This window comes from Agrococcus sp. Ld7, from assembly GCF_045064095.1.
Lineage (GTDB): Bacteria > Actinomycetota > Actinomycetes > Actinomycetales > Microbacteriaceae > Agrococcus.
The window spans coordinates 132,990-156,476 of sequence record NZ_JBISGY010000026.1; the positions used below are offsets into that span (position 1 = coordinate 132,990).

At 71.1% G+C, this 23,487-nt stretch carries 24 protein-coding genes; 20 read left to right on the forward strand and 4 right to left on the reverse strand.

Going from position 1 to position 23,487, the window contains the following annotated elements:
- The first annotated feature begins 68 nt into the window (after positions 1 to 68).
- From ACJJVL_RS05460 to der, 15 genes are all read left to right on the forward strand, one after another.
- A complete protein-coding gene (locus ACJJVL_RS05460; protein ID WP_405217316.1) occupies positions 69 to 212 on the forward strand; it encodes a hypothetical protein in 144 nt (47 codons plus the stop codon).
- Positions 209 to 1,006, forward strand: a complete 798-nt coding sequence (locus ACJJVL_RS05465; RefSeq protein ID WP_405217317.1) for a TlyA family RNA methyltransferase — start codon at positions 209 to 211, stop codon at positions 1,004 to 1,006. Before ACJJVL_RS05460 ends, ACJJVL_RS05465 begins: the two co-directional genes overlap by 4 nt.
- A complete protein-coding gene (locus tag ACJJVL_RS05470; protein ID WP_405217319.1) occupies positions 1,003 to 1,905 on the forward strand; it encodes an NAD kinase in 903 nt (300 codons plus the stop codon). The genes ACJJVL_RS05465 and ACJJVL_RS05470 overlap by 4 nt, the downstream gene beginning before the upstream one ends.
- Positions 1,902 to 3,623, forward strand: a complete 1,722-nt coding sequence (gene recN / locus ACJJVL_RS05475; protein ID WP_405217320.1) for a DNA repair protein RecN — start codon at positions 1,902 to 1,904, stop codon at positions 3,621 to 3,623. The genes ACJJVL_RS05470 and recN overlap by 4 nt, the downstream gene beginning before the upstream one ends.
- A 107-nt stretch (positions 3,624 to 3,730) precedes the next feature.
- Positions 3,731 to 5,401, forward strand: coding sequence for a CTP synthase (locus ACJJVL_RS05480; RefSeq protein ID WP_405217514.1), 1,671 nt, complete (start codon positions 3,731 to 3,733; stop codon positions 5,399 to 5,401).
- A 7-nt stretch (positions 5,402 to 5,408) separates the two neighbouring features.
- On the forward strand, positions 5,409 to 6,047 hold the full coding sequence (locus ACJJVL_RS05485) for an NUDIX domain-containing protein (RefSeq protein WP_405217322.1): 639 nt from the start codon (positions 5,409 to 5,411) through the stop codon (positions 6,045 to 6,047).
- On the forward strand, positions 6,044 to 7,003 hold the full coding sequence (locus tag ACJJVL_RS05490) for a site-specific tyrosine recombinase XerD (protein ID WP_405217323.1): 960 nt from the start codon (positions 6,044 to 6,046) through the stop codon (positions 7,001 to 7,003). Before ACJJVL_RS05485 ends, ACJJVL_RS05490 begins: the two co-directional genes overlap by 4 nt.
- Before the next feature lie 92 nt (positions 7,004 to 7,095).
- Positions 7,096 to 8,121, forward strand: a complete 1,026-nt coding sequence (locus ACJJVL_RS05495; protein ID WP_405217324.1) for a 1-aminocyclopropane-1-carboxylate deaminase — start codon at positions 7,096 to 7,098, stop codon at positions 8,119 to 8,121.
- Positions 8,122 to 8,322: 201 nt separating this feature from the next.
- Complete coding sequence (locus tag ACJJVL_RS05500; RefSeq protein ID WP_405217516.1) at positions 8,323 to 9,171, forward strand: ParA family protein; 849 nt, start codon at positions 8,323 to 8,325, stop codon at positions 9,169 to 9,171.
- Between the two features lie 41 nt (positions 9,172 to 9,212).
- Positions 9,213 to 10,049 (forward strand): segregation and condensation protein A, encoded by an 837-nt coding sequence (locus ACJJVL_RS05505; protein ID WP_405217325.1) that lies wholly within the window; start codon positions 9,213 to 9,215, stop codon positions 10,047 to 10,049.
- Positions 10,036 to 10,677: an SMC-Scp complex subunit ScpB gene (gene scpB, locus ACJJVL_RS05510; protein ID WP_405217326.1), complete on the forward strand. Its 642-nt coding sequence runs from the start codon at positions 10,036 to 10,038 to the stop codon at positions 10,675 to 10,677. The genes ACJJVL_RS05505 and scpB overlap by 14 nt, the downstream gene beginning before the upstream one ends.
- Positions 10,674 to 11,420 (forward strand): pseudouridine synthase, encoded by a 747-nt coding sequence (locus tag ACJJVL_RS05515; protein ID WP_405217327.1) that lies wholly within the window; start codon positions 10,674 to 10,676, stop codon positions 11,418 to 11,420. Before scpB ends, ACJJVL_RS05515 begins: the two co-directional genes overlap by 4 nt.
- Positions 11,421 to 11,434: 14 nt before the next feature.
- Positions 11,435 to 12,514: a prephenate dehydrogenase gene (locus tag ACJJVL_RS05520; protein ID WP_405217329.1), complete on the forward strand. Its 1,080-nt coding sequence runs from the start codon at positions 11,435 to 11,437 to the stop codon at positions 12,512 to 12,514.
- Complete coding sequence (gene cmk / locus ACJJVL_RS05525) at positions 12,511 to 13,197, forward strand: (d)CMP kinase (RefSeq protein ID WP_405217331.1); 687 nt, start codon at positions 12,511 to 12,513, stop codon at positions 13,195 to 13,197. Before ACJJVL_RS05520 ends, cmk begins: the two co-directional genes overlap by 4 nt.
- On the forward strand, positions 13,190 to 14,740 hold the full coding sequence (gene der / locus ACJJVL_RS05530; RefSeq protein WP_405217333.1) for a ribosome biogenesis GTPase Der: 1,551 nt from the start codon (positions 13,190 to 13,192) through the stop codon (positions 14,738 to 14,740). The genes cmk and der overlap by 8 nt, the downstream gene beginning before the upstream one ends.
- Positions 14,741 to 15,025: 285 nt before the next feature.
- Here der and pdxY read toward each other — a convergent pair whose 3' ends face one another.
- Genes pdxY through ACJJVL_RS05550 form a run of 4 tightly spaced genes read right to left on the reverse strand, consistent with a single transcriptional unit; the run spans position 15,026 to position 18,002 of the window.
- Complete coding sequence (gene pdxY / locus ACJJVL_RS05535; RefSeq protein ID WP_405217334.1) at positions 15,026 to 15,892, reverse strand: pyridoxal kinase PdxY; 867 nt, start codon at positions 15,890 to 15,892, stop codon at positions 15,026 to 15,028.
- 43 nt (positions 15,893 to 15,935) lie between these two features.
- Complete coding sequence (locus ACJJVL_RS05540) at positions 15,936 to 16,406, reverse strand: DUF2017 family protein (protein ID WP_405217335.1); 471 nt, start codon at positions 16,404 to 16,406, stop codon at positions 15,936 to 15,938.
- 38 nt (positions 16,407 to 16,444) lie between these two features.
- On the reverse strand, positions 16,445 to 16,744 hold the full coding sequence (locus ACJJVL_RS05545; protein WP_405217337.1) for an ATP-dependent Clp protease adaptor ClpS: 300 nt from the start codon (positions 16,742 to 16,744) through the stop codon (positions 16,445 to 16,447).
- Entirely contained in the window at positions 16,731 to 18,002 is a 1,272-nt protein-coding gene (locus ACJJVL_RS05550) for an MFS transporter (protein WP_405217339.1), read from the reverse strand. Before ACJJVL_RS05550 ends, ACJJVL_RS05545 begins: the two co-directional genes overlap by 14 nt.
- 104 nt (positions 18,003 to 18,106) lie before the next feature.
- Between ACJJVL_RS05550 and ACJJVL_RS05555 the strand changes: the two genes are divergently transcribed.
- From ACJJVL_RS05555 to ACJJVL_RS05575, 5 genes are all read left to right on the forward strand, one after another.
- The gene (locus ACJJVL_RS05555) at positions 18,107 to 18,904 is read left to right on the forward strand and encodes a siderophore-interacting protein (protein ID WP_405217341.1); all 798 of its coding nucleotides are present in this window, start codon (positions 18,107 to 18,109) and stop codon (positions 18,902 to 18,904) included.
- Between the two features lie 106 nt (positions 18,905 to 19,010).
- Complete coding sequence (locus ACJJVL_RS05560) at positions 19,011 to 20,453, forward strand: glyceraldehyde-3-phosphate dehydrogenase (RefSeq protein ID WP_405217343.1); 1,443 nt, start codon at positions 19,011 to 19,013, stop codon at positions 20,451 to 20,453.
- 122 nt (positions 20,454 to 20,575) lie between these two features.
- On the forward strand, positions 20,576 to 21,067 hold the full coding sequence (locus ACJJVL_RS05565; RefSeq protein ID WP_405217344.1) for an FBP domain-containing protein: 492 nt from the start codon (positions 20,576 to 20,578) through the stop codon (positions 21,065 to 21,067).
- 2 nt (positions 21,068 to 21,069) lie between these two features.
- Positions 21,070 to 22,287: an amidohydrolase family protein gene (locus ACJJVL_RS05570; RefSeq protein WP_405217346.1), complete on the forward strand. Its 1,218-nt coding sequence runs from the start codon at positions 21,070 to 21,072 to the stop codon at positions 22,285 to 22,287.
- Positions 22,280 to 23,476, forward strand: coding sequence for an acetyl-CoA C-acetyltransferase (locus ACJJVL_RS05575; protein ID WP_405217347.1), 1,197 nt, complete (start codon positions 22,280 to 22,282; stop codon positions 23,474 to 23,476). Before ACJJVL_RS05570 ends, ACJJVL_RS05575 begins: the two co-directional genes overlap by 8 nt.
- Positions 23,477 to 23,487 lie beyond the last annotated feature (11 nt).

The window sequence follows — 23,487 nt, forward strand, 5'->3', positions numbered from 1 at the left end:
CGACGCAGTCCGCACCGGCTGTCGCGCGCCGACGAGCGCGCTGCCATCGATTCGCTAGCCTCGCTCCTATGACTGAAGCGCAGGATTTCGCGACCGACGGCCTGGTCGACGAGCTCGAGCTGCTCGAGCAGCAGCCGCTCGACGAACGAGCCGATCAGCTCGCTCGGATCCACGACCGGCTGCAGGCCGAGCTCGGCGCGGTCCGCGCGTGACGGATCCGTCGCAGCCGACCAGGCTCGATCACGCGCTGGTGCAGCGCGGGCTCGCCCGCAGCCGTACCCAGGCACAGCAGCACATCGCCGCAGGACTGGTGTCGGTGGACGGCCGCGGCGTGCTGAAGCCCAGCCACAAGGTGGGCTCCGAGGCCGCGCTGTCGGTCGACGGCGGTGACGCGTGGGTCTCGCGCGCCGCGCACAAGCTGCTGGCAGCCCTCGACGCGTTCGACGTCGATCCCACCGGTCGCATCGCGCTGGACGCGGGCGCCTCCACCGGGGGATTCACGCAGGTGCTGCTGGCGCGCGGTGCCGCGCACGTGACGGCGCTGGATGTCGGGCACGGCCAGTTCCAGCTCGACGTCGATGCGCATCCGATCACCCTCGTCGAGGGGCAGAACGTGCGCGACCTCGTGCCCGGCTCGCTGGATCCGGCCCCATCCCTCATCACCGCCGACCTGTCGTTCATCTCGCTCTCACTTGCGATCGAGCCGCTCGTGGGCGTCGCGGCTGCGGATGCCGACTGGATCGTGCTCATCAAGCCGCAGTTCGAGGTGGGGCGCGCGGGCGTGCGCGAGGGGATCGTCACCGACCCGACGCTGCGCGCGCAGGCCATCGAGCAGGTGCTGTGGGCGGCATGGGATGTGGGCCTCGGCACCGTAGGACTCATGGGCAGTCCGATCGTCGGCGGCCGCGGCAACATCGAGTACCTCGCCCACCTCTCGGCGACGACCGGCACGAATCCGACAGAATGGCTGGAGGAGTCCGTCCGACTGTCGAAGGAGGCGTGGTGAGCGAACGCAGGTTCCTGCTCGCGTTCCACCCCGGGCGCTCGGCAGCCGTCGACGCCGCAGCCACCATTGCCCGGCGTCTGCTCGCCGCGTCGGTGACGCCGGTGGTGCTCGCCGAGGATCGCCAGGTGCTGCTCGACGCGCACGACGGACTGGACGCGGTCGAGCCCTACGCCGCACCGGACCTGCCGGAGATCGAGCTGATCATGACGCTGGGTGGCGACGGCACGATCCTCCGCGCCGCCGAGCTGCAGCGCGCGATCGACGCGCCCCTGCTCGGCATCAATCTCGGGCACGTCGGCTTCCTCGCGGAGGCCGAGGTCGCCGAGACCGCCGAGGTGGTCGAGCGTGCACTGCGCCGCGACTACGAGGTCGAGCATCGGCTCGTCCTGCGCGTACGGGTCTTCCAGGGCGACAGGCTGATGCACGAGACCTGGGCGATCAACGAGGCGTCGATCGAGAAGGCCGGGTCCGGTCGCATGATCACGACGCTGCTGGAGATCGATGGGCGCCCGATCTCGTCGTACGGCACCGACGCGGTGCTGATGGCGACGCCGACCGGTTCCACCGCCTACTCGTTCTCTGCCGGAGGGCCGATCGTGTGGCCGACCGCAGAGGTGCTGCTCATGGTGCCACTTGGTGCGCACGCGCTGTTCTCCCGGCCGCTCGTCGTCGCGCCCACCTCGACGATGTCCGTCACGATCGCCGACGACTCGACGAGCCCCGCGATGCTGTGGTGCGACTCGCGACGCTCCTTCGGCCTGCCGCAGGGCTCACGCGTCGAGGGCACCCGCGACGAGCGTCCGCTGCGCCTGGCTCGACTGTCGCGCGCGCCCTTCGCCGACCGGCTGGTCGCCAAGTTCCACCTGCCCGTCGAGGGCTTCCGGCGGAAGCGCGCATGACCCGACTCGACGAGCTCACGATCCGCTCGCTCGGCGTGATCGATGAGGCGCGGGTGCCCTTCGGTCCCGGCTTCACGGCGATCACCGGTGAGACCGGCGCGGGCAAGACGATGGTGGTGCAGGCGCTCGCGCTGCTGCGCGGCGAGCGCGCCGACGCCGGTGTGATCCGCGCGGGTGAGGATCGTGCCGCGGTGCAGGGCGTCTGGATCGTCGATGACGCGGATGCCGCAGGGCTGGTCGAGGACGCCGGCGGCAGCCTCGACGACGACGAGCTGATCCTCGGCCGCGCGCTGTCGCGGGGGCAGGACGGGGCCGCTCGCTCCCGCGCCCAGGCCGGCGGAGCCGCGGTGCCCGCGGGGCTGCTGCGCGAGCTCGCCGACCGTCTGGTCGCTGTGCACGGACAGGCCGATCAGCAGCGGCTGCGGTCGGCGGACGCGCAGGCGGCCGCGCTCGATCGAGCCGCTGGAGCTGCGCTGCAGTCGCTGCTCGTCGAGTATCGGCAGGAGCACGCGGCGTGGGATGCAGCGCGCGCGGCCGCAGGGCGCATCCGCACGCAGCACGACGCTCGAGCGGAGGAGGCGGCCGCGATCCGCGCCGACCTCGAGGAGCTCGAGGCCTTCGACCCGCAGCCGGGGGAGCAGGCGGAGCTCGCAGCGATCGCGAATCGGCTCGAGCATTCCGAGGGGCTGCGCGCCGAGCTCGCCGAAGCGCATGCCGCGCTCGCGGGCGACGATGGGCTCGAGGCGATGGCGCCCGGTGCGCTCGCGCAGGGTGCGATCACGCAGGCCGGTGTTGCCAGGAGGCTGGTCGAGCGGGCGTCGGCGGATGATGCCGCGCTTGCGGAGTCGCTCGAGCTGCTCGTGCAGGCGGATGCGCTGCTGCAGGAGGCATCCGCCTCGATCGTGAAGGCGCTGGACGACCTCGAACGCCCAGAGCGCAGCCTCGACGAGGTGCAGGACAGGCGCGCAGACCTCTCCGGTCTTGAGCGCAGGCTGGGGCGGCCGCTCGACGTGGCACTGGAAGAGGCACCGCAGTCGGCGCTGCGACTCGCCGAGCTCGAGGACGACGATTCGGAGCTCGCGCGCCTCGCCGACGAGGAGCAGCGGCACTTCGACGGCGCGACGGCGCTCGCCGACCGGCTGACCGAGCTGCGCCGGGCGGCGGCCCGCGCGCTCGAGGACGCAGTCGGTGCGGAGCTCAAGGCGCTCGCGATGCCGGATGCCCGGCTCGTGGTGGAGGTCGAGCAGACCGATGCGCTGGGACCCTTCGGCCGCGATCGCATCACGATGCTGCTCGCTCCCCACCCCGGGGCGCCGCCGCGCCCCGTGCAGAAGGGCGCCTCCGGCGGCGAGCTGAGCCGCATCATGCTCGCGCTCGAGGTGGCGCTCGCCGACGAGAGCGTGCCGACGATGGTCTTCGACGAGGTCGACGCCGGCGTCGGCGGTGCCGCGGCGATCGAGATCGGCCGCCGCCTCTCGCGGCTCGCCGAGCACTGCCAGGTCATCGTCGTCACGCACCTCGCGCAGGTCGCCGCGTTCGCCGAGCAGCACGTGCGCGTCGAGAAGGGGACGGATGGCCGCATCACCGCCTCGCAGGTCTCGCGCGTGGACGGTGAGGCACGGCTCGCGGAGCTCGCGCGCATGCTCTCGGGCACGGCATCCGAGACCGCGCTCGCGCATGCCCGCGAGTTGCTCGAAGATGCGCGCGTGGTGGGTTAGGCTCGAAGCCCGTGAACCTCGTTGCGCAAGACGCCGACCAGCAGCCCACGGAAACCACGGATTCCGCCTCGGAGACCGCCCCGGTCACCGGCCGACCTGCCGCCAAGGTGACCAAGCAGATCTTCGTGACCGGCGGTGTCGTCTCGTCGCTCGGCAAGGGCCTGACGGCGGCGTCGCTGGGCAATCTGCTGACCGCGCGCGGGCTGCACGTGGTGATGCAGAAGCTCGACCCGTACCTCAACGTGGACCCGGGCACGATGAACCCGTTCCAGCACGGTGAGGTGTTCGTCACCGACGACGGCGCCGAGACCGATCTCGACATCGGTCACTACGAGCGCTTCCTCGATGTGAACCTCTCGCAGGCCGCGAACGTCACCACCGGCCAGATCTACTCGCGCGTCATCGAGCGCGAGCGCCGCGGTGAGTACCTGGGCGACACGGTGCAGGTCATCCCGCACATCTCCGATGAGATCAAGCGCCGCATGCGCCTGCAGTCCGAGCAGGACCCGCAGCCCGACGTCATCATCACCGAGATCGGCGGCACGGTCGGCGACATCGAGTCGCAGCCGTTCATCGAGTCGGCGCGTCAGCTCCGTCACGAGCTCGGCCGGCAGAACGTGTTCTTCGTGCACGTCTCGCTCGTGCCCTTCCTGGGCGCATCGGGCGAGCAGAAGACGAAGCCGACGCAGCACTCCGTGACCACGCTGCGCTCCCTCGGGATCCAGCCCGACGCCCTCGTGCTGCGCAGCGACCGCCCGGTGAGCGAGTCGAACATCAAGAAGATCGCCCTCATGTGCGATGTCGAGGAGGAGGCGGTCGTCAACACCGTCGACCTGCCCTCGATCTACGACATCCCCACGAGCCTGAACGAGCAGGGCCTCGACGCCTACATCATCCGTCAGCTGAGCCTCACCGCCGGCGAGGTCGACTGGTCGCACTGGCAGCCGGTGCTCGACGCCGTGCACAAGCCCAAGCACGAGGTGACGATCGGCCTGGTCGGCAAGTACATCGACCTGCCCGACGCCTACCTGTCGGTGACCGAAGCGGTGAAGGCGGGTGGCTTCGCGAACCAGACGAAGGTCAACCTGCGGTGGATCCAGTCGGACGAGTGCGAGAGCCCCGAGGGCGCGGCGGCGCAGCTGGGCGAGCTGGACGGGATCGTCGTGCCCGGCGGCTTCGGCATCCGCGGCATCGAGGGCAAGCTGGGCGCGCTGAAGTTCACGCGCGAGAACGAGATCCCCACGCTCGGCATCTGCCTCGGCCTGCAGTGCATGGTGATCGAGGCCGCGCGCAACCTGGCCGGCATCGAGGGCGCATCCTCGACCGAGTTCGACGAGGCGGCGCCCGCGCCCGTGATCGCGACCATGGCCGAGCAGGAGCAGCACATCCACGGCGGCGACCTGGGCGGCACGATGCGTCTGGGCCTGTATGAGGCACGGCTCGACGAGGGTTCGCTCGCCGCACGGCTCTACGGCGACACCGTCTCGCATGAGCGCCACCGGCATCGCTACGAGGTGAACAACGCCTACCGCGACGAGATCGCCGAGGCCGGGCTCGCCTTCTCGGGCCTCTCGCCCGACGGCACGCTCGTCGAGTACGTCGAGCTGCCGGACCACCCGTTCTACATCGCGACGCAGGCCCACCCCGAGCTGCGCAGCCGGCCCAACCGCGCGCATCCGCTGTTCCGCGGTCTGGTCGAGGCGTCGCTCGACCGTCAGCGCGCGTCGAAGCTCTTCGACGAGACCGACGAGTCATCCGTCGAGGCATCGGCCGAGTGACGCCGCGATGATCGAGGACACGCTCGGCGCGCAGCCCGTGCTGGCCCGTGAGCGGCTCTTCGACGGGCGGGTCTGGGATGTCGAGGCACAGGAGTTCGAGCTCGGCGGTGCCCGCATCCGACGCGAGGTGATCGTGCACCCGGGCGCCGTCGCGGTGGTGGCGCTGAACGACGCGGACGAGGTGATGCTCGTGCACCAGTACCGGCATCCCGCCGGCGGCACGCTGTGGGAGCTGCCGGCCGGACTGCTCGACGTCGATGGCGAGAGCCCGCTCGTCGGCGCGCAGCGCGAGCTCGCCGAGGAGGTCGACCTGGAGGCCGACACCTGGCAGAGCCTCATCGACGTCTCCACCAGCGGCGGTGGCTCGACCGAATGGATCCGGGTCTATCTCGCCACGGGCGTGCGCGAGCTGCCGGAGGCCTTCGAGCGAGAGGCGGAGGAGGCCGAGATGGAGCGCCGCTGGGTGCCGCTCGGCGAGATCCTGGAGGCCGCGGCGAGCATGCGGCTGCACAACGCGACGCTGCTGTCGGCGATGCTCGCGCTCACGCAGCTGCGCACGGCGGGTGCCGCCGCGCATTCGGCCGAGCTGCCGTTCGACTGGCACCCCGCGTCGCGGCAACGGACCGAACCGAGACCGGGGGAGTGACTCCGCAGCAGGCCGTCGAGCGGTTGCTGCGGCAGCTCGCGATCGAGCGCGGCCTGTCGCAGCACACCGTCGCTGCCTATCGGCGCGACCTCTCGGGCTACCTCGCCGTGCTCGAGGAGCGGAGCGTCGCGGATGCGTCGGCGATCTCGGGTGAGGACGTCGCAGCGTTCCGCAGTGCGCTCGCCGACCGCGGGCTCGCAGCCTCGTCGGTCGCGCGGCACCTGTCGGCGGTGAAGGCGCTGCACCGCTGGCTCGTGGACGAGCGTGTCGCGAGCGAAGATATCGCGAAGGACCAGCGGCCGCCGAAGCTGCCGCAGCGACTGCCGAAGGCGATCTCGGTGTCGCAGATGCAGCGGCTGCTGGAGGTCGCGGGCGGGGATGCCCCGGGTGTCGTCGCGACCCCGACCGAGGGCAGGACGAGTGACGGCGCAGCGGTCGATCCGGCGCGGCTGCGCGACCATGCCCTGCTCGAGCTGCTCTACGCCACCGGCGCGCGCATCTCGGAGCTGATCGCGCTGGACGTCGACGACGTGTCGTCGCTCGAGGAGCACGGGCTCATCCGCGTGACCGGCAAGGGCGCGAAGCAGCGGCTCGTGCCCGTGGGCTCCTACGCCAGGACGGCGGTGGATGCGTGGCTCGTGCGAGGGAGGGCGGCGCTCGCGGCGAAGGGTCGCGGCGGCCCGGCGCTGCTGCTCGGCGCTCGCGGGGGCAGGCTCAGCCGCCAGGCGGCGTGGGAGATCATCCAGCGCGTTGCCGAGGAGGCGGGCATCCCGCACGTGTCGCCGCACACCTTCCGCCACTCGTTCGCAACGCACCTGCTCGAGGGTGGGGCGGATGTGCGCGTGGTGCAGGAGCTGCTCGGGCACGCTTCGGTGGCGACGACGCAGATCTACACGCACATCACAGCCGACACCCTCCGCGACATGTACACGACGGCGCACCCGCGGGCCCGATGAGCGACGGCGGTGAGCGGTCGGCGGACGTAGCGGTCGCGCAGGCGTCCGCCGGCGCGGACCAGCCTGCCCTGGCTGCCGGGTTAGGGTCGGCTATGGCCATCACCGATTTCGCCCGCTATCCGCTGACGTTCGGGCCGAGCCCCGTGCACAAGCTCGAGAACCTCACGAAGCACCTGGGTGGCGCCGAGTTGTGGGCGAAGCGCGAGGACGTGAACTCCGGCCTTGCGTTCGGCGGCAACAAGACGCGCAAGCTCGAGTACATCGTGCCCGACGTCCTCGCCTCCGGTGCTGACACGCTGGTGTCGATCGGCGGCTACCAGTCCAATCACACGCGCCAGGTCGCGGCGGTCGCGGCGAAGCTGGGCCTGAAGTGCCGCCTGGTGCAGGAGCAGTGGGTCGACTGGGACGACTCCGTCAACGACAAGGTCGGCAACCTGCTGCTCTCGCGCATCATGGGCGCAGACAGCCGGCTCGATCCGGCGGGCTTCGACATCGGCATCCGCTCATCATGGGAGGAGGCGCTCGCGGAGGTCCAAGCCGCGGGCGGCACGCCCTACGGGATCCCGGCCGGTGCCAGCGAGCACAAGCTCGGCGGTCTCGGCTTCGCGAACTGGGCCTACGAGGTGGTCGAGCAGGAGCGCGAGCTCGGGATCTTCTTCGACACGATCGTCGTCTGCACCGTGACCGGCTCGACACACGCCGGCATGATCGCCGGGTTCGCGGCGCTCGAAGATGCCGGTGGGCGGCCGAGGCGCGTGCTCGGCATCGACGCATCCGCCACCATCGAGAAGACCCGCGCGCAGGTGGAGCGCATCGCGCGCCACACGGCACAGCTGATCGGCCTGGAGCGCGAGCTCCGCGACGACGAGATCACCGTGCTCGAAGGCTGGGCGGGTGACCTCTACGGGATCCCGGTGGAGTCGACGGTGGATGCGATCCTGACTTCGGGCAGGACCGAGGCGATGATCATCGACCCGGTGTACGAGGGCAAGTCGATGGCGGGGCTCATCGACCTGGTGCGCTCGGGCGAGATCGCGCGCGACTCGACGGTGCTCTATGCGCACCTCGGCGGGCAGCCAGCGCTCAATGCGTACTCGGGGATCTTTCCCTGGAGCTGACCCGCTCGGTGGCTGGCGGGCTTCGTCTCGTGACGCCCCTTCGGGGCTCCTCGACGGGCGGCAGGGGCTCCTCGACGGGCGGCAGGCGGCGGCCGAGCCTCAACTAGAGGTTGAGATACACGCCGCACCGGGCTCCCCGGGAAGTTGGTGCGAGTTCCTAGACTCGGGGGCGTGAGCAACAGCACCGAGACCCTGGCCGGCATGGAGGCGCCCGCGCTCGGGCCGACCGGGCGTCCCGAGCGCGACTTCGCGATGCCAGAGCCACTGAAGAGCCACGGCCCGGCGCGCATCATCACGATGTGCAACCAGAAGGGCGGCGTCGGCAAGACCACCACGTCGATCAACCTGGGTGCCGCCGTGGCCGAGTACGGCCGGCGGGTGCTGGCGATCGACTTCGACCCGCAGGGTGCGCTGAGCGCCGGCCTCGGCGTCGACAATCACGACTCCACCACCATTTACGACCTGCTGCTCAACCCGAAGCTCGACCCACGCGAGGCCATTCAGGGCACGAGCGTCGAGGGCCTGGACGTCATCCCCGCCAACATCGACCTCTCCGCCGCCGAGGTGCACCTCGTCAATGAGGTCGCGCGCGAGCAGATCCTCGCGCGCGTGCTGCGCCGGGTCTCCGACGACTACGACCTCATCCTCATCGACTGCCAGCCCTCGCTCGGCCTGCTCACCGTCAACGCGCTCACCGCCGCACACGGTGTGCTCATCCCGCTCGAGAGCGAGTTCTTCGCGCTCCGCGGGGTCGCCCTGCTCAAGGAGACGATCGAGAAGGTGCAGGACCGCCTGAACCCGGCGCTCGAGCTCGACGGCATCCTCGTGACGATGTTCGACTCCCGCACGCTGCACGCCCGTGAGGTCATGGACCGCGTCGTGCAGGCATTCGGCGACACCGTCCTGCACACCGTGGTGCGCCGCACCGTGAAGTTCCCCGACGCATCCGTTGCCGGGGTGCCGGTGACGCAGTTCGCCCCCGAGCACGCGGCCGCCGAGGTGCACCGCCAGCTCGCGCGCGAGCTGATCGCGCGCGGCGCGATCGCCTGATCGGCGCTGTGTCTACCGACGCCGCGTCGTCTCCTGACGCGGTGCCGCAGCACGGCACCGACACGCCGGTCGAGGCAGACGGCACCGGCGACCAGAGCGGCTTCCGCCTCGCGCTCGACAACTTCGACGGCCCCTTCGACCTGCTGCTGACGCTGATCGGCAACCGGTCGATGGATGTGACAGAGATCGCCCTCTCGCGCGTCACGAACGAGTTCATCGCGTACGTGCGCACGCTCGACACCCACGAGGAGCTCGAGCAGGCGAGCGAGTTCATCGTGGTCGCCGCGACGCTGCTCGACCTCAAGATCGCCTCGCTGCTGCCCGCGGGCGACGTCGTCGACAGCCAGGATGTGGCGCTGCTGGAGGCGCGCGACCTGCTGTTCGCCCGCCTGCTGCAGTACCGCGCCTTCAAGCAGGCGGCGCTCTGGGCGGCCGAGCGCATCGGCGAGGAGTCGAGCCGTCACGCGCGCTCGGTGCGGCTCGAGGATCGATTCCGGCAGCGCACGCCCGAGCTCAAGTGGACGCTCTCGGCCGACGACTTCGCGGCGCTCGCGCTGCTGGCGATGACGCCGAAAGAGGTGCCGACGCTCGGCCTCACGCACCTGCACGCGCCGCTCGTGTCGATCCGCGAGCAGGCGGCGCACATCGTCGCGTCGCTGCGATCGAAGGGCACCACCACCTTCCGCGAGCTCATCGCGGGGGAGGCGACGCGCGGGGTGATCGTGGCGCGCTTCCTCGCCGTGCTCGAGCTCTACCGCCACGCGGCCATCACGTTCGAGCAGTTCGAGCCGCTCGGTGAGCTCTCCATCAGCTGGACCGGCCACGACTTCCGCGACGAGGACCTCGTGAGCTTGGGGGCAGACTATGACCATGCATGAGACGGATGCCGCGAAGGCCGAGGTGAACGAGCCCGCCGCCGACACGCCCGCGCCCGAGGACCGCTCGCACCTGCAGCTCGAGCGCCGCATCGAGGCCATCCTGATGGTCGCCGACGAGCCGCAGGGTGCCGTGCACCTCGCGACCGCGCTGCGAGCCCCCGTCAAGGCAGTCAAGGCCGCGATCGAGGCGCTTCGCGACGACTACGACGGTGTGGCCGTCGGCAACCGGCCCGCGGGCCCAGAGCGCGGCTTCGAACTGCGAGAGGTGGGCGGCGGATGGCGCATCTACGTGCGCGCCGCCTACGACACCGACGCCGCAGACTTCGTGCTCACGCAGACGCCCACGAAGCTGTCGCAGGCCGCCCTCGAGACGCTCGCCGTGATCGCCTACAAGCAGCCGATCACGCGCGGCGCCGTCGCGGCCATCCGCGCCGTCAACGTCGACTCTGTGGTGCGCACGCTGCTCAGCCGCGGGCTCATCCGCGAGGCCTTCGCCGACTCCGAGACCGGCGCCATCAACTACGAGACCACGGAGCTGCTGCTCACCCAGCTCGGCCTCAACTCGCTCGACGAGCTGCCGCCGATCTCGCCGCTGCTGCCCGATGGGGAAGAGGATGTGTTCGCATGAGTGACGCAAGCAGCGAGGGGGAGCGGCTCCAGAAGGTGCTCGCCGCAGCCGGGGTCGCGAGCCGACGTGCGGTGGAGGACATGATCGTCGCCGGCCGCATCACGGTCGACGGCCGCGTCGTCACGGAGCTCGGCTCACGCATCCACCCCGATGCCATGGTGACGGTCGACGGCACCGCGGTGCAGCTCGACACCACGAAGCGCTACCTGATGCTCAACAAGCCGACCGGCGTCGTCTCGACCATGTCGGACGAGCGCGGCCGCCCCGACCTGCGCGAGTTCGTCGCCGACATCTCGGAGCGCGTCTACAACGTCGGCCGCCTGGACGCCGACACCTCCGGCCTGCTCATCCTCACGAACGACGGGGATCTCGCGCACGTGCTCGCGCATCCATCCTTCGGTGTCGAGAAGACGTATGTCGCCAAGGTGCGCGGCCGTGTCGACCAGCGCGTCATCCGCGTGCTGCTCGCCGGATTCGAGCTCGAGGACGGCGAGATCCACGCCGACGCCGCACGCATCATCGGCACGCCGTCGGGAGGCTTCTCGATGGTCGAGCTCACCCTGCACTCCGGCCGCAACCGCATCGTGCGGCGGATGCTCGAGCACGTCGACCACCCGGTGGTCGAGCTCGTCCGGCGCTCGTTCGGGCCGCTCCACCTCGGCACCCTCCGGTCGGGCCGCGTGCGCGAACTCAGTACGATGGAGCGCGGTGCCCTCCTCACGCTCTCGAGGCCGGCGCCGTAGCTGAAGGAGCGCTCGTGACTCACCGACTGCGCGGGCCTGTCCGCATCGTCGGCACGGGTCTGCTCGGCACCTCCATCGGCCTCGGGCTCGTCGCCCGCGGCGTCGAGGTGCAGCTCGACGACGCCTCGCCGACCGCGATGCGACTCGCCGCCGACTACGGCGCGGGCCGCCTGGCCGCGCCCGGCGACGCCCCGGAGCTCATCGTCGTGGCGGTGCCGCCGGATGTCACCGCGCAGGTCGTGGCCGCGCAGCTCGCGGCGTACCCGGATGCCGTGGTCACCGACGTCGCATCCGTCAAGGCCGTGCCGCTCGCGCAGCTGCGCGAGCTTGGCGCCGACGTGAGCCGCTACCTCGGCACCCACCCGATGGCGGGGCGGGAGAAGAGCGGCGCGATCGCCGGCGCCGGCGACCTGTTCGTCGGCAGGCCCTGGGTGATCGCCGGCCACGACGACATCTCCTACGACCGCGGCAGCCTCATCGACGACCTGATCCTGGATCTCGGCGGCGTGCCGATCGAGTCGACGCCCGACGAGCACGACCGTGCCGTCGCGATCGTGAGCCACGTGCCGCAGCTCGTCTCCTCGCTCATGGCTGCGCGCCTGGCTGACGCGCCCGATGAGGCGCTGCGGCTCGCCGGCGGCGGTGTGCGCGACGTGACGCGCGTCGCGGCGAGCGACCCCTCGCTCTGGATCCAGATCCTCAGCGCCAACGCGCCGGCCGTGGTCGAGCAGCTGCGCGCGATGCAGCTCGACCTGCAGGCGCTCGTCGATGCGCTCGACGCCCCGGACGCACCCGGCAACCGGAAGGCGGTCGCGGATGCGCTGCGCGCCGGCAACGAGGGCGTGTCGCGCCTGCCGGGCAAGCACGGCACCCACACGCGCTTCACGCCCGTGCAGGTGCGCGTCGACGACCGCCCCGGGCAGCTCGCCCGGCTGCTGGCCGACATCGGCGATGCGGGCGTCAACCTCGAGGATCTGCGGCTCGAGCACGCGGAGGGCGCGCAGTTCGGCGTCGCCGAGATCACGCTGCTGCCGGAGGCTGTCGTGCACCTGCACGAGACGCTGGAGCGGCTCGGCTGGCAGGTGGTCGCATGAGTGGCGCAACGCCTCCAGGCCGCGGCACCGTGATCGCGATCGACGGCCCCGCCGGCAGCGGGAAGTCGTCCGTGGCGCGTGCCGTCGCGCGCGCGCTCGGCTTCCAGTTCCTGGACACCGGTGCCGCCTACCGCGCGCTCACCTGGCTGATCCTCGAGCGCGGCGGCGACACCGACGACGAGGCCACCGTGATCGGCAGCCTGAGCGCGCTGCAGTCGCTCGAGCTCACGGTCGATGCTGCCGGCGAGCACGTCGCGATCGACGGCACCGATGTCACCGAGCCGATCCGCAGCGAGCGCATCTCCGGCGCGGTCTCCGGCGTCGCACGCACGCTCGCGGCCCGCGAGGCCGTCAACGTGCGATTCCGCGAGATCATCGCGGACGCGGACCCCGGCATCGTTGCCGAGGGACGCGACATCACCACCGTCGTCGCGCCCGATGCCGACGTGCGCGTGCTGCTGACCGCCGACGAGGCCGTGCGCATCCGGCGCCGCTTCGGCGATGTCGGTGGAGACGCGAACCAGGTGGGTGCGAGCCTCGCGGCTCGTGACGCCTCCGATTCCCGGGTGGTCGACTTCCTCAACGCCGCAGAGGGCGTGACGGTCGTCGATTCCACCGACCTGACCTTCGACGAGACGGTTGACGCCATCGTCCGTCTTGCGACCGAGGAGCACCATGACTGACCAGCACGGCATCGAGCCGGACACCACCGACGACGGCTTCGAGCCGGACGGCGTCGAGCCGGACACGACCGGCGACGTCGAGGTCGAGCAGATCGACTTCGAGACCGACGAGGCGCGCGTCAACGCGCTGCGCGCAGGACTCGCGGGCTACGAGCTCGACGACGAGGACGCCGCGCTGCTGGAGCTCGAGGAGTTCGATCCCGACGCCATCCGGATCCTGCCGGCGCTGCCGGTGCTCGCGATCGTGGGCCGCCCGAACGTCGGCAAGTCCGCGCTCGTGAACCGCATCCTCGGCCGCCGTGAGGCGGTCGTGGAGGACACCCCGGGCGTCACGCGCGATCGCGTCTCCTACAAGGCCGAGTGGGCGGGCCGGAGGTTCACGATCGTCGACACGGGCGGCTGGGAGCCGGATGCCCGCGGCATCGACCGCTCCGTTGCGCAGCAGGCGGAGATCGCGATCGAGCTCGCCGACGCCGTGCTGTTCGTCGTCGATGTGAACGTCGGCCCGACCTCCACCGACGAGCACGTCGTGCGGATGCTGCGGCAGTCGAACCGGCCGGTCATCCTGGTCGCGAACAAGGCCGACGATGCGCGCCGCGACCTGGAGGCCTCGTCGCTCTGGAGCCTCGGGCTCGGTGAGCCGCTGCCGGTCTCGGCCGTGCACGGACGCGGCGTCGCCGACATGCTCGACATCGCCATGGAGGCGCTGCCCGAGATCTCTGCCGTCGCGAAGGAGGAGCTCGGCGGGCCCCGTCGGGTCGCGCTGCTGGGTCGCCCGAACGTGGGCAAGTCGAGCCTGCTGAACAAGGCGGCGGGGGAGGAGCGCGTGGTCGTCAACGAGGTCGCGGGCACCACGCGCGACCCGATCGACGAGCAGATCGAGCTCGGCGGCCGCGTGTGGCGCTTCGTCGACACCGCCGGCATCCGTCGCCGGGTGCACCTGCAGCAGGGCGCCGACTTCTACGCGACGCTGCGTACGCAGGCGGCGCTCGAGAAGGCGGAGGTCGCCGTCGTGCTGCTCGACGTCACCGAGCCGCTCAGCGAGCAGGATGTGCGCATCATCGACCTCGTGCTCGAGTCCGGCCGCGCGCTCGTGCTGGCGTTCAACAAGTGGGATCAGCTCGACGACGAGCGCCGCCGCTATCTCGAGCGCGAGATCGAGAAGGATCTGGCGCACGTCGACTGGGCGCCGCGCGTGAACATCTCGGCTCGCACGGGTCGGCACCTCGAGAAGCTCGTGCCTGCGCTGGAGACTGCGCTCGACGCGTGGGACACGCGCATCCCGACCGGCAAGCTCAACGGCTTCATCGCCGAGCTGACCGCCGCGCACCCGCACCCGCTGCGGGGCGGCAAGCAGCCGCGCATCCTGTTCGCGACGCAGGCGTCGACCCGGCCGCCGACCTTCGTGCTGTTCACGACCGGATTCCTCGACCCGCAGTACCGCCGCTTCATCCAGCGCCGCCTGCGCGAGGACTACGGCTTCGAGGGCTCGCCGATCGTCGTGAACATGCGCGTGCGCGAGAAGCGCACCCGCCGCACGTAGGCTCACTGCCGTTGGTCGAGGAGCGCGCGGCAAGGCCGTGCGCGTCACGAGATCGCCCGCGCGGTGCGACCGGTCTCGTGACGGCTGCGGCTGCGCCGCATCCTCCTCGACCTACGAATGCTCGTCGATCGAGGAGCGCGCGGCAAAGCCGTGCGCGTCACGAGATCGAGCGCGTGCGGCGGTTCCGGTCTCGTGACGGCTGCGGCTGCGCCGCATCCTCCTCGACCTACGAATGCTCGTCGATCGAGGAGCGCGCGGCAAAGTCGTGCGCGTCACGAGATCGCGCTAGCGCACCTGGCGCGCGCTGAACTGCATGCGCGGGTTCGCGAACGCATCCTGCGCCTGCACGATGCGCAGCTCGCGCTCGCCCGAATCGATCGTCAGCTGCAGCAGGTCGAACACGCTCGACGCGGTGCGCTCGAGCGCCGTCGCAACCGAGCCCGTCACCCGGTAGTGCGCGGTGAACAGCGCGCTCGTGACGTCGCCAGATCCGTTCGCCTTGATCGGCAGCCGCGGCGTCTGCACGATCCACGCGCCCGCGTCGTCGACCGCGAGCATCTCGATCGTGTCGGTGCCGTCCTCGAGCGCCTCCCGGTCGGGGCGCAGCACGCTCGTCACGAGCACCGAGCGGGGGCCGAGGTCGCGCGCGCGATCGGCCGATTCGAGTGTGGCGTCGAGCGTCTCGGGCTCGGTGTGGGTCATGTAGCCGAGCTCGAACTGGTTCGGCGTGATGATGTCGGCGTGCGGCACGACCTTCTCGCGGATCAGCGGCGGGATGGTCGGGGCCACGAAGCAGCCGGAGTTCGCGTTCCCCATCACGGGGTCGCACGTGAATGTGGCGGCAGGGTTCTCCGCTTTCACGCGCGTCACGGCATCCACCACCACATCCACGATGTCCTCACCGCCCAGGTAGCCGGAGAGCACACCGTCGACGGTGCCGAGCACGCCGCGGTCGGCGATGCCGGCCACGACGGCGCGCACATCGGCGGCGGGGATGGCCGGCCCGCCCCACGCGCCATAGCCCGTGTGATTCGAGAAGTTGACGGTGAGCACGGGCCACACCTCGTGCCCCATGCGCTGCAGGGGGAAGACGGCGGCGGAGTTGCCGACGTGCCCGTAGGCGACGTGCGACTGGATCGACAAGAACCTCATGCTGCGATTCTTCCACTGCGCCGCGGCAGCGACGACGCGCGAACTACTCGAGCGCCTCCAGCAGCGTCGACTGCGCGAAGCCCAGCCAGTCGATCACGTCGCCCAGCTGTGCGATGTCCTCGTCGGTGACATCGGGGGCGAGCGCCGATCGGGGCTGTGTCGTGCGCACGTGGAGTACCAGCCGCACCTCGCCGAGCGACCGCAGCCACGCCTCTGCACCCTCCACATCGACGCTGATCTGCAGCTCGGCGTCGTCGCGGTCGTCACCCTCGGTGGGCAGCGCCGTCTCCAGGTCGACGACCATGCGCATCATGGTCTGGATGCGCGCGCTCGCGATGTCGCCGGCCGCCAGCCGGCGGAACTCCGCGGCGTCCTCGACGCTGCCGTACGCGCTCGGGTAGAGGCGCTCCATCACCGGATCGTCGAGCGCAGCACGCCGATCGATGACGGCACGATGGAGCCCCACGACCTGTCGCCCGAGGTTCGCGAGCATGTCGGCCTCGTCGGGCAGCATCGCGCACCTCGCCCCGGCGCCATCCCGCCGCCAGGCCTTCACGCCGACACTCGCTCGAGCGTGGCGATCAGGCCATCGGCGTGCAGGCCAGCCACGTGCATCTCCTGCTCCTCGCGCGCGCCGTGGGCGACGGCCGTGCGCCCATCCCGCTCGGCAAGCGCCATGAGCTCGTGCGCTCGCGCGCGGCTGTAGCCGAAGCGACGCATCAGCACGCGCACGACGTAGGGCTGGAGCGTGATCGGGTCGTCCCAGAGCATCGTCGCCCACTCGCCGCCGACCGCCGCCTCCCTCGACTGCGCCGTGGCGTCGGCATCCGCAGTCCGATCAGTCGCGTGCATGGTCGACCACCTCGATGCCGGCGGTGGTGGGCCCCAGCACGGTCGCGATGACGGAGTGCGCCGCGGTGTCTGGGCCGCGGTCGACGGCAAGGCTCCACAGCGCCAGCCCAAAGCCCGCGGCCGCGAGCGCCACGCCGATCCAGGCGGGCGCGAGGTAGCCGAAGCCGGCCGCGATGACGGCGCCGCCGAGCGCCGCGCCGAGCGCATTGCCGACGTTGAACGCCGCGTGATTGGTGGCGGCACCCAGCAGCTCTGCGTCGCCCGCGATGCGCATGATGCGTGCCTGGATGGCCGGATTCAGCACCGAGCCGGCGCCACCGATGAGGAAGGCGAGCGCGAACATGGCGACGGGCTGCGAGCCGAGCACCGCGAACAGTGCCAGCGCCGCGATGTAGACCGGGAACCCGAAGAGGATCGTGCGCCGCAGGCTGCGATCGGCCGCCCATCCGCCGATCACGTTGCCCACGGTCATGCCGATGCCGATCGTCGCGAGCAGCCACGCGATCGCCGACTGTGGCAGGCCCGCCACGCGCGTGACGATCTCGGCGGCGTAGGAGTAGACCGCGAAGAAGCCCCCGAAGCCGATGCAGCCCACCGCGACCATCAGCCACAGCTTCGGGCTGCGGAAGGCGCGCAGCTCGCGCTTCGCGCTCCTGGTCGGGTCGCCGGGCACGTGGGGCAGCACGAGCCACGCGAGGGCGAGGGTCGTCAGGAAGATGATCGCGACGGCGACGTACGTCCAGCGCCAGCCGGCAGCCTGACCGAGCCAGGTGCCGAGCGGCACGCCGATGATGTTCGCGATCGTGAGGCCGGACAGCGCCAGCGCGACGCCCGCGCCCTGCCTCCCGGGGCCCATGATGCGCGCCGCCAGCAGGGAGGCGACACCGAAGTACGCGCCGTGCGGGAGCCCGGAGACGAAGCGGGCCAGCATCGTGAGCTCGAAGGTGGGCATGAGGCCGCTGGCGAGGTTCGCGACGGTGAAGCCGGCGACGAGCAGCAGCACGAGGGTGCGCTGCGACATCCGAGCCGCCCAGACGGAGACGAGCGGCGCCCCCACGACGACGCCGAGCGCGTATGCAGAGATCATCCAACCCGCGTGCGCGATCCCGGTTGCGGGGTCGGCCTCGAAGCCGGGCACGAGCTCAGTCGCTGCGAGCGGCAGGATGCCCATGGTGGCGAACTCGGTCGTGCCGATGCCGAAGCCGCCGAGGGCGAGGGTGAACAGCGCCAGGAGCCTTCGTGCGGGAGAGAGGTGCATCGTCCTCGATGCTACGCGGGTGCGCCGCGCCGTCCGCCTTGCTACATTGGTCAGGTAAGGCTTGCCTCACCTGGAAGCGAGCGACACCCTGACGGAGGATGCAGATGGCGGGACCCGAGCGCGTTGCCGCGGTCGCACCGAAGTTCATCGAGCTCGAGGTGCGCGCGAACCAGCAGCTGTCGCCGCATCTGCGCCGCGTGACGCTGGGCGGGGACGAGGTCTCGGCCATGACGCCGCAGGGCTTCGACCAGTGGTTCCGCTTCTTCATGCGCCGAGAGGGCCAGGAGAGCCTGCGCGTGCCGAAGAGCCCGAGCACGTGGTTTCCGCAGTACCTGGCGATGTCGGCATCGAGTCGCCCCTGGGTGCGCAACTACACGGTGCGCGACGTGCGTCTGGATGCCGGAGAACTCGACATTGACTTCGTCTGCCACGAGGACCCTGGCCCCGGCGCCGCGTGGGCTGAGCGCGCCCAGCGGGGCGAGCGCGCGGTGCTGCTCGACGAGGGCCTGCTCTACAACGATGACGGACGCCCCGGCGATGTGCTGCTCGTCGGTGACGAATCCGCCATGCCCGCCATCGCCGGCATCTGCGGGTCGCTCGAGCCCACGGTGCGTGGCGTCGCGCTGATCGAGGTCGGCCATCGGGACGACATCCAGCCGATCCGGCGCCCGGACGGGGTGGACGTGCGGTGGATCGAGCGCGGCGAGGCTCGAGCGGGCGACGCGGCGCTCGAGGAGCTGCGCGGCCTCCGGCTCGCCGAAGACCTCGGCTACGCGTACTCCGCGGGGGAGCAGCTGCTCGCGACGGGCACGCGACGCCACCTCGTGCGTGACCGCGGCGTGGACAAGCGGCGCATCACGTTCACCGGCTACTGGAAGCTCGGCAAGGCGTACGTGTCCTGAGCGGTCTCCGGGAAAGTTCGCTGGATCTTTCACCGCTGTCACGTTGAGGGCAACCTGACACGCGTTCGGACCGGCAGGCAGGCATCCGCTTGCCTATCGTGAAGATGTGCCAAACCAAGACTCTCTGCCCGTCGACAGCGCCCATCAGGCGTGGCTCGACCGCGTCGCCCTTGCCGAGCAGGCCGTGCCGATCATCGGCCGCCTCTACCGGGAGCGCGACGTCGTCACCCACGTGCACGGCAAGAAGCTGGTGAACCAGTCGCCCATCGACATCCTCAAGGCGCACAAGTGGGCTCGCCGCATCGGCGAGGGCGTGCTGGACGTCGAGGACACGATGATGGTGCTGCGCATCGCCGACGAGGTTGACCTGCGCGGTGTCTCGCTGGACCTCGGCCTGCTGCTCGCCGACGCGCCCGCCGAGGGCTTCGAGGCCCGAGTGCGGCAGCAGCTGGCGGAGCTCCCGTCGTGGTCGCAGGACGAGCCCACCGATGTCGTGCTCTACGGCTTCGGTCGCATCGGGCGACTGCTCGCCCGCATCCTCATCGGCCACGCCGGCAGCGGCCTCGGGCTGCGCCTGCGGGCGATCGTCGTGCGGAAGAACGGCGAGGACGACCTGGAGAAGCGGGCGAGCCTGCTGCGCCGCGACTCCGTCCACGGCGCCTTCCTCGGCACGATCGACATCGACCGCGAGCAGAACACCATCCTCGCGAACGGCACGCTCATTCAGGTCATCTACTCCGACGACCCCACCGTGGTCGACTACACGGAGTACGGCATCCAGCGGGCGATCGTCGTCGACAACACCGGTCGCTGGCGCGACGAGGCCGGGCTCGCCCAGCATCTTGCCCGCCCGGGCGTCGAGCGGGTCGTGCTGACCGCGCCGGGCAAGAGCCCGCTGAAGAACATCGTGTTCGGCGTCAACCACGAGACGATCGGCGCGGATGACGCGATCGTGACGGCCGCATCCTGCACGACGAACGCGATCACGCCCGTGCTCCAGGTCATCAACGACGCGTACGGCATCGAGCACGGACACGTCGAGACGGTCCACTCGTACACGAACGATCAGAACCTGATCGACAACTTCCACAAGGGGTCCCGCCGCGGCCGCTCGGCGGCGCTCAACATGGTGCTCACCGAGACGGGGGCCGCGAAGGCGGTCGCGAAGGCGCTGCCAGAGCTCGAGGGCAAGCTGACCGGCAATGCGATCCGCGTGCCGACGCCCAACGTGTCGATGGCGATCCTGAACCTGAACCTCGAGCAGCCGGTCGACCGCGAGGCGGTCAACGAGCTGCTGCGCCAGACCTCGCTCACGGGCGCGCTGCGGGCGCAGATCGACTTCACCGACTCGGCTGAAGTGGTCTCGACGGATTTCGTCGGCAACAACCGCGCGGGCATCGTCGATGGCCTCGCGACCATCGCGACCGGCAAGCACCTGGTGCTCTACGTCTGGTACGACAACGAGTACGGCTACTCGTCGCAGGTCATCCGCGTCATCGAGCACATGGCCGACCAGCTGGCGAAGGCACGGCAGCTGCAGCCCGTGTGACACAGACTTGCCGCCGCCGGGACTCTCCTGGGTGGAAGCCCGGCGGCGGCAAACCCTCCTTCGCTGGCAGTCGCCATGCGGCGGGAGGGCTCTCCCATGCTCGGATCCGGTAGCGTCGAAGCATGCGCGAGGTGACAGAGACCGAGCTGCGGGAGTGCTTCGTGAACGCGACGCGACGCGAGCTCGAGCAGCTGCCGATGCCGGGTCTGCACGAGACCATCTGGGACGAACGCGAGTTCCTCGGCTGGCGCGATCCGCGCTTCACCAGGCTCGGCTACCTGGCGCACTGGCGCAGCGATCAGCTCGTCGGAGTCGTGCTGCGCGGCGCGCCGGGCGGGCTGCGCTCCGGGATCGCCGCCATGTGCTCGATGTGTCACTCCACGCAGCCCGCGACCCAGGTGCGCATGTTCAGCGCCCGGCTCGCCGACCTCGACGGTCACACCGGCAGCTCCGTCGGCACCTACATGTGCGAGGCGCTCGACTGCTCGCACATCATCCGCACCGGACCACCCCATCTGCTGACCACGGACCGGCTCGCCTCCAGATCGGAGGCGCTGCTCGACCGCGTCGTCAGCTTCACCGGCCGCATCGAGCGCGCCATCAAGGAGCGATGAGCATGCGCAGGCTCGCTGGTGTGACGAACGTGCGACTGTGGACCGCGGCAGGCGGCGACCCCGCGGTCGATGTGGCATTCGACGGCGACCGCATCGCCGCTATCACCCCGCACGAAGACGGTGCGCTGCGCGGCGACACGCTCGACGGTGGCGGCCTGCTCGCCCTGCCGTCGATCGTCAATGCGCATGCGCACGTCGACAAGTCGTGGCTCGGACTGCCGTGGCAGCCGTACGGGGGAGACGGCGGCACGGACGGGCGCATCCGGCATGAGCGCGCCCGGCGCGACGAGCTGGGCATCCCGAGCGTCGAGCGCACGGCCGCCGTGCTGGACGCGCACGTGCGGCACGGCTCCACAGTGATGCGCACCCACGTCGACGTGGATCTCGGCGTGCGCCTGGAGGGCATCGCCGCGGTGCGCGAAGCGATCGCCGCCTACGACGGCGCGATCGAGGCGACCATCGTCGCCTTCCCGCAGGACGGGGTGCTGCGCCGGCCCGGCGTGCTCGAACTGCTCGACGCCGCAGCGGCCGCGGGCGCCGACCACGTCGGCGGACTCGACCCGGCCTCGATCGACCGCGATCCCGTCGGGCAGCTCGACGGCATCTTGCGTCTCGCCGAGCGCCACGGCGTCGGCATCGACATCCACCTGCACGACGAAGCGGCGCTCGGCGCTTTCCAGCTCGAGCTCATCCTCGAGCGGACCGAGCGGCTGCAGCTCACGGGACGCGTGAACATCGCGCACGGCTTCGCGATCGCGCAGCTGCCCGAGGCGCGTCGGCGCGACCTGCTGCAGGCCATGGGCGAGCTCGCCATCACGTTCACGACGGTTGCGCCGCTGCGCCTGCCGCAGCTGCCGATGGCAGAGCTCGACGCTGCGGGGGTGGCGTTCGCGTTCGGCACCGACGGCATCCGAGACCTGTGGAGCCCCTACGGCGACGGCGACACCCTCGCCATCGCGCGGCAGTTCGCCCGCGCGTCATCGCTCGTGCGCGACGAGGACCTGCGGCGGGTGGTGGAGCTCGCCACGCGCGACGCCGCGGCCTTCGTCGGCCGCGACGTGCACGACGTGGTGCCGGGAGCGCGCGCCGACCTGGTGCTGGTCGACGCCGAGCACGCAATGGATGCGCTCGTGCGCACACCCCCGCGACGCGCGGTCGTGGGCAGCGGGCGACTCCTCCACGCAGTAGAGACGACGGACCTCGGAGGTCACCATGGCTGACGCCTTCATCCTGGACGCCCTGCGCACGCCGCGCGGCCGCCGTCGCGGCGCGCTCGCAGAGGTGCATCCCGTGCAGCTCGCCGGCGGCCTGCTCGGCGCGCTCGCGGGCCGTGGGATCGCCGCCGATCGCATCGACGACGTGGTGCTGGGCACGGTCTCCGCCGTCGGTGAGCAAGGCGGTGTGCTCGCGCGCGCCGCCGTGCATGCCGCCGGGCTGCCCGACTCGGTGCCCGGCATGCAGGTCAACCGCTACTGCGCATCCGGTCTGGACGCCGTGACGGCCGCCGCCGGTCGGGTGGCGGCGGGCTTCGACGAGCTCATCGTCGCGGGCGGCGTCGAGTCGATGTCGCGCGTGCCGCTGGGCGCCGACGGCGGGCCCTACGCGATCGACCCGGCGAACATGGTGCCGTGGAGCCTGATCCCGCAGGGCGTGAGCGCCGACGCGATCGCCACGAAGGACGGCTTCTCGCGCGCGGACGTCGACGCGTACGCGGTGCAGTCGCAGCAGCGCGCCGCCGATGCCTGGGATCGGGGCCGCTTCTCGCGCTCGATCGTCCCGGTGTCCACCCCGGACGGCATGCTGCTGCTGGATCGCGACGAGCACCCGCGCCCCGGCACGACAGCTGAGGCGCTCGCCGGCCTGGCACCCGCATTCGCGGGCCTCGGGGCGTCGGGATTCGATGCGGTCGTGCGACGCGCGCACCCGGAGATCGAGCGGCTCGAGCACGTGCACACGGCCGGCAACTCCTCCGGGATCGTCGATGGCGCCGGGGTCGTGGTGGTCGGCAGCGAGGCGTCGGCATCGTCGCTCGGACTGGCGCCGCGCGCGCGAATCGTCGCGGCGACCTCGATCGGCTCCGACCCGACCCTGATGCTCACCGGGCCCGTCGCCGCGACCGAGAAGGTGCTGGCGCGTGCCGGGCTCGGCCACGGAGACATCGACCTGTACGAGATCAACGAGGCGTTCGCATCCGTCGTGCTCCACTGGCTGCGCGAGACGGGCGTCGACCCGGAGCGGACCAACGTCTCGGGCGGTGCGATCGCGATGGGCCACCCGCTGGGCGCGACGGGAGCGATGCTCATCGGCACGGCGCTCGACGAGCTCGAGCGGCGCGATCAGCAGCGTGCGCTCGTGTCGCTGTGCGTCGGCGGGGGCATGGCGTCCGCGATGATCATCGAGCGCGTCTGAGGGCTCGCGTA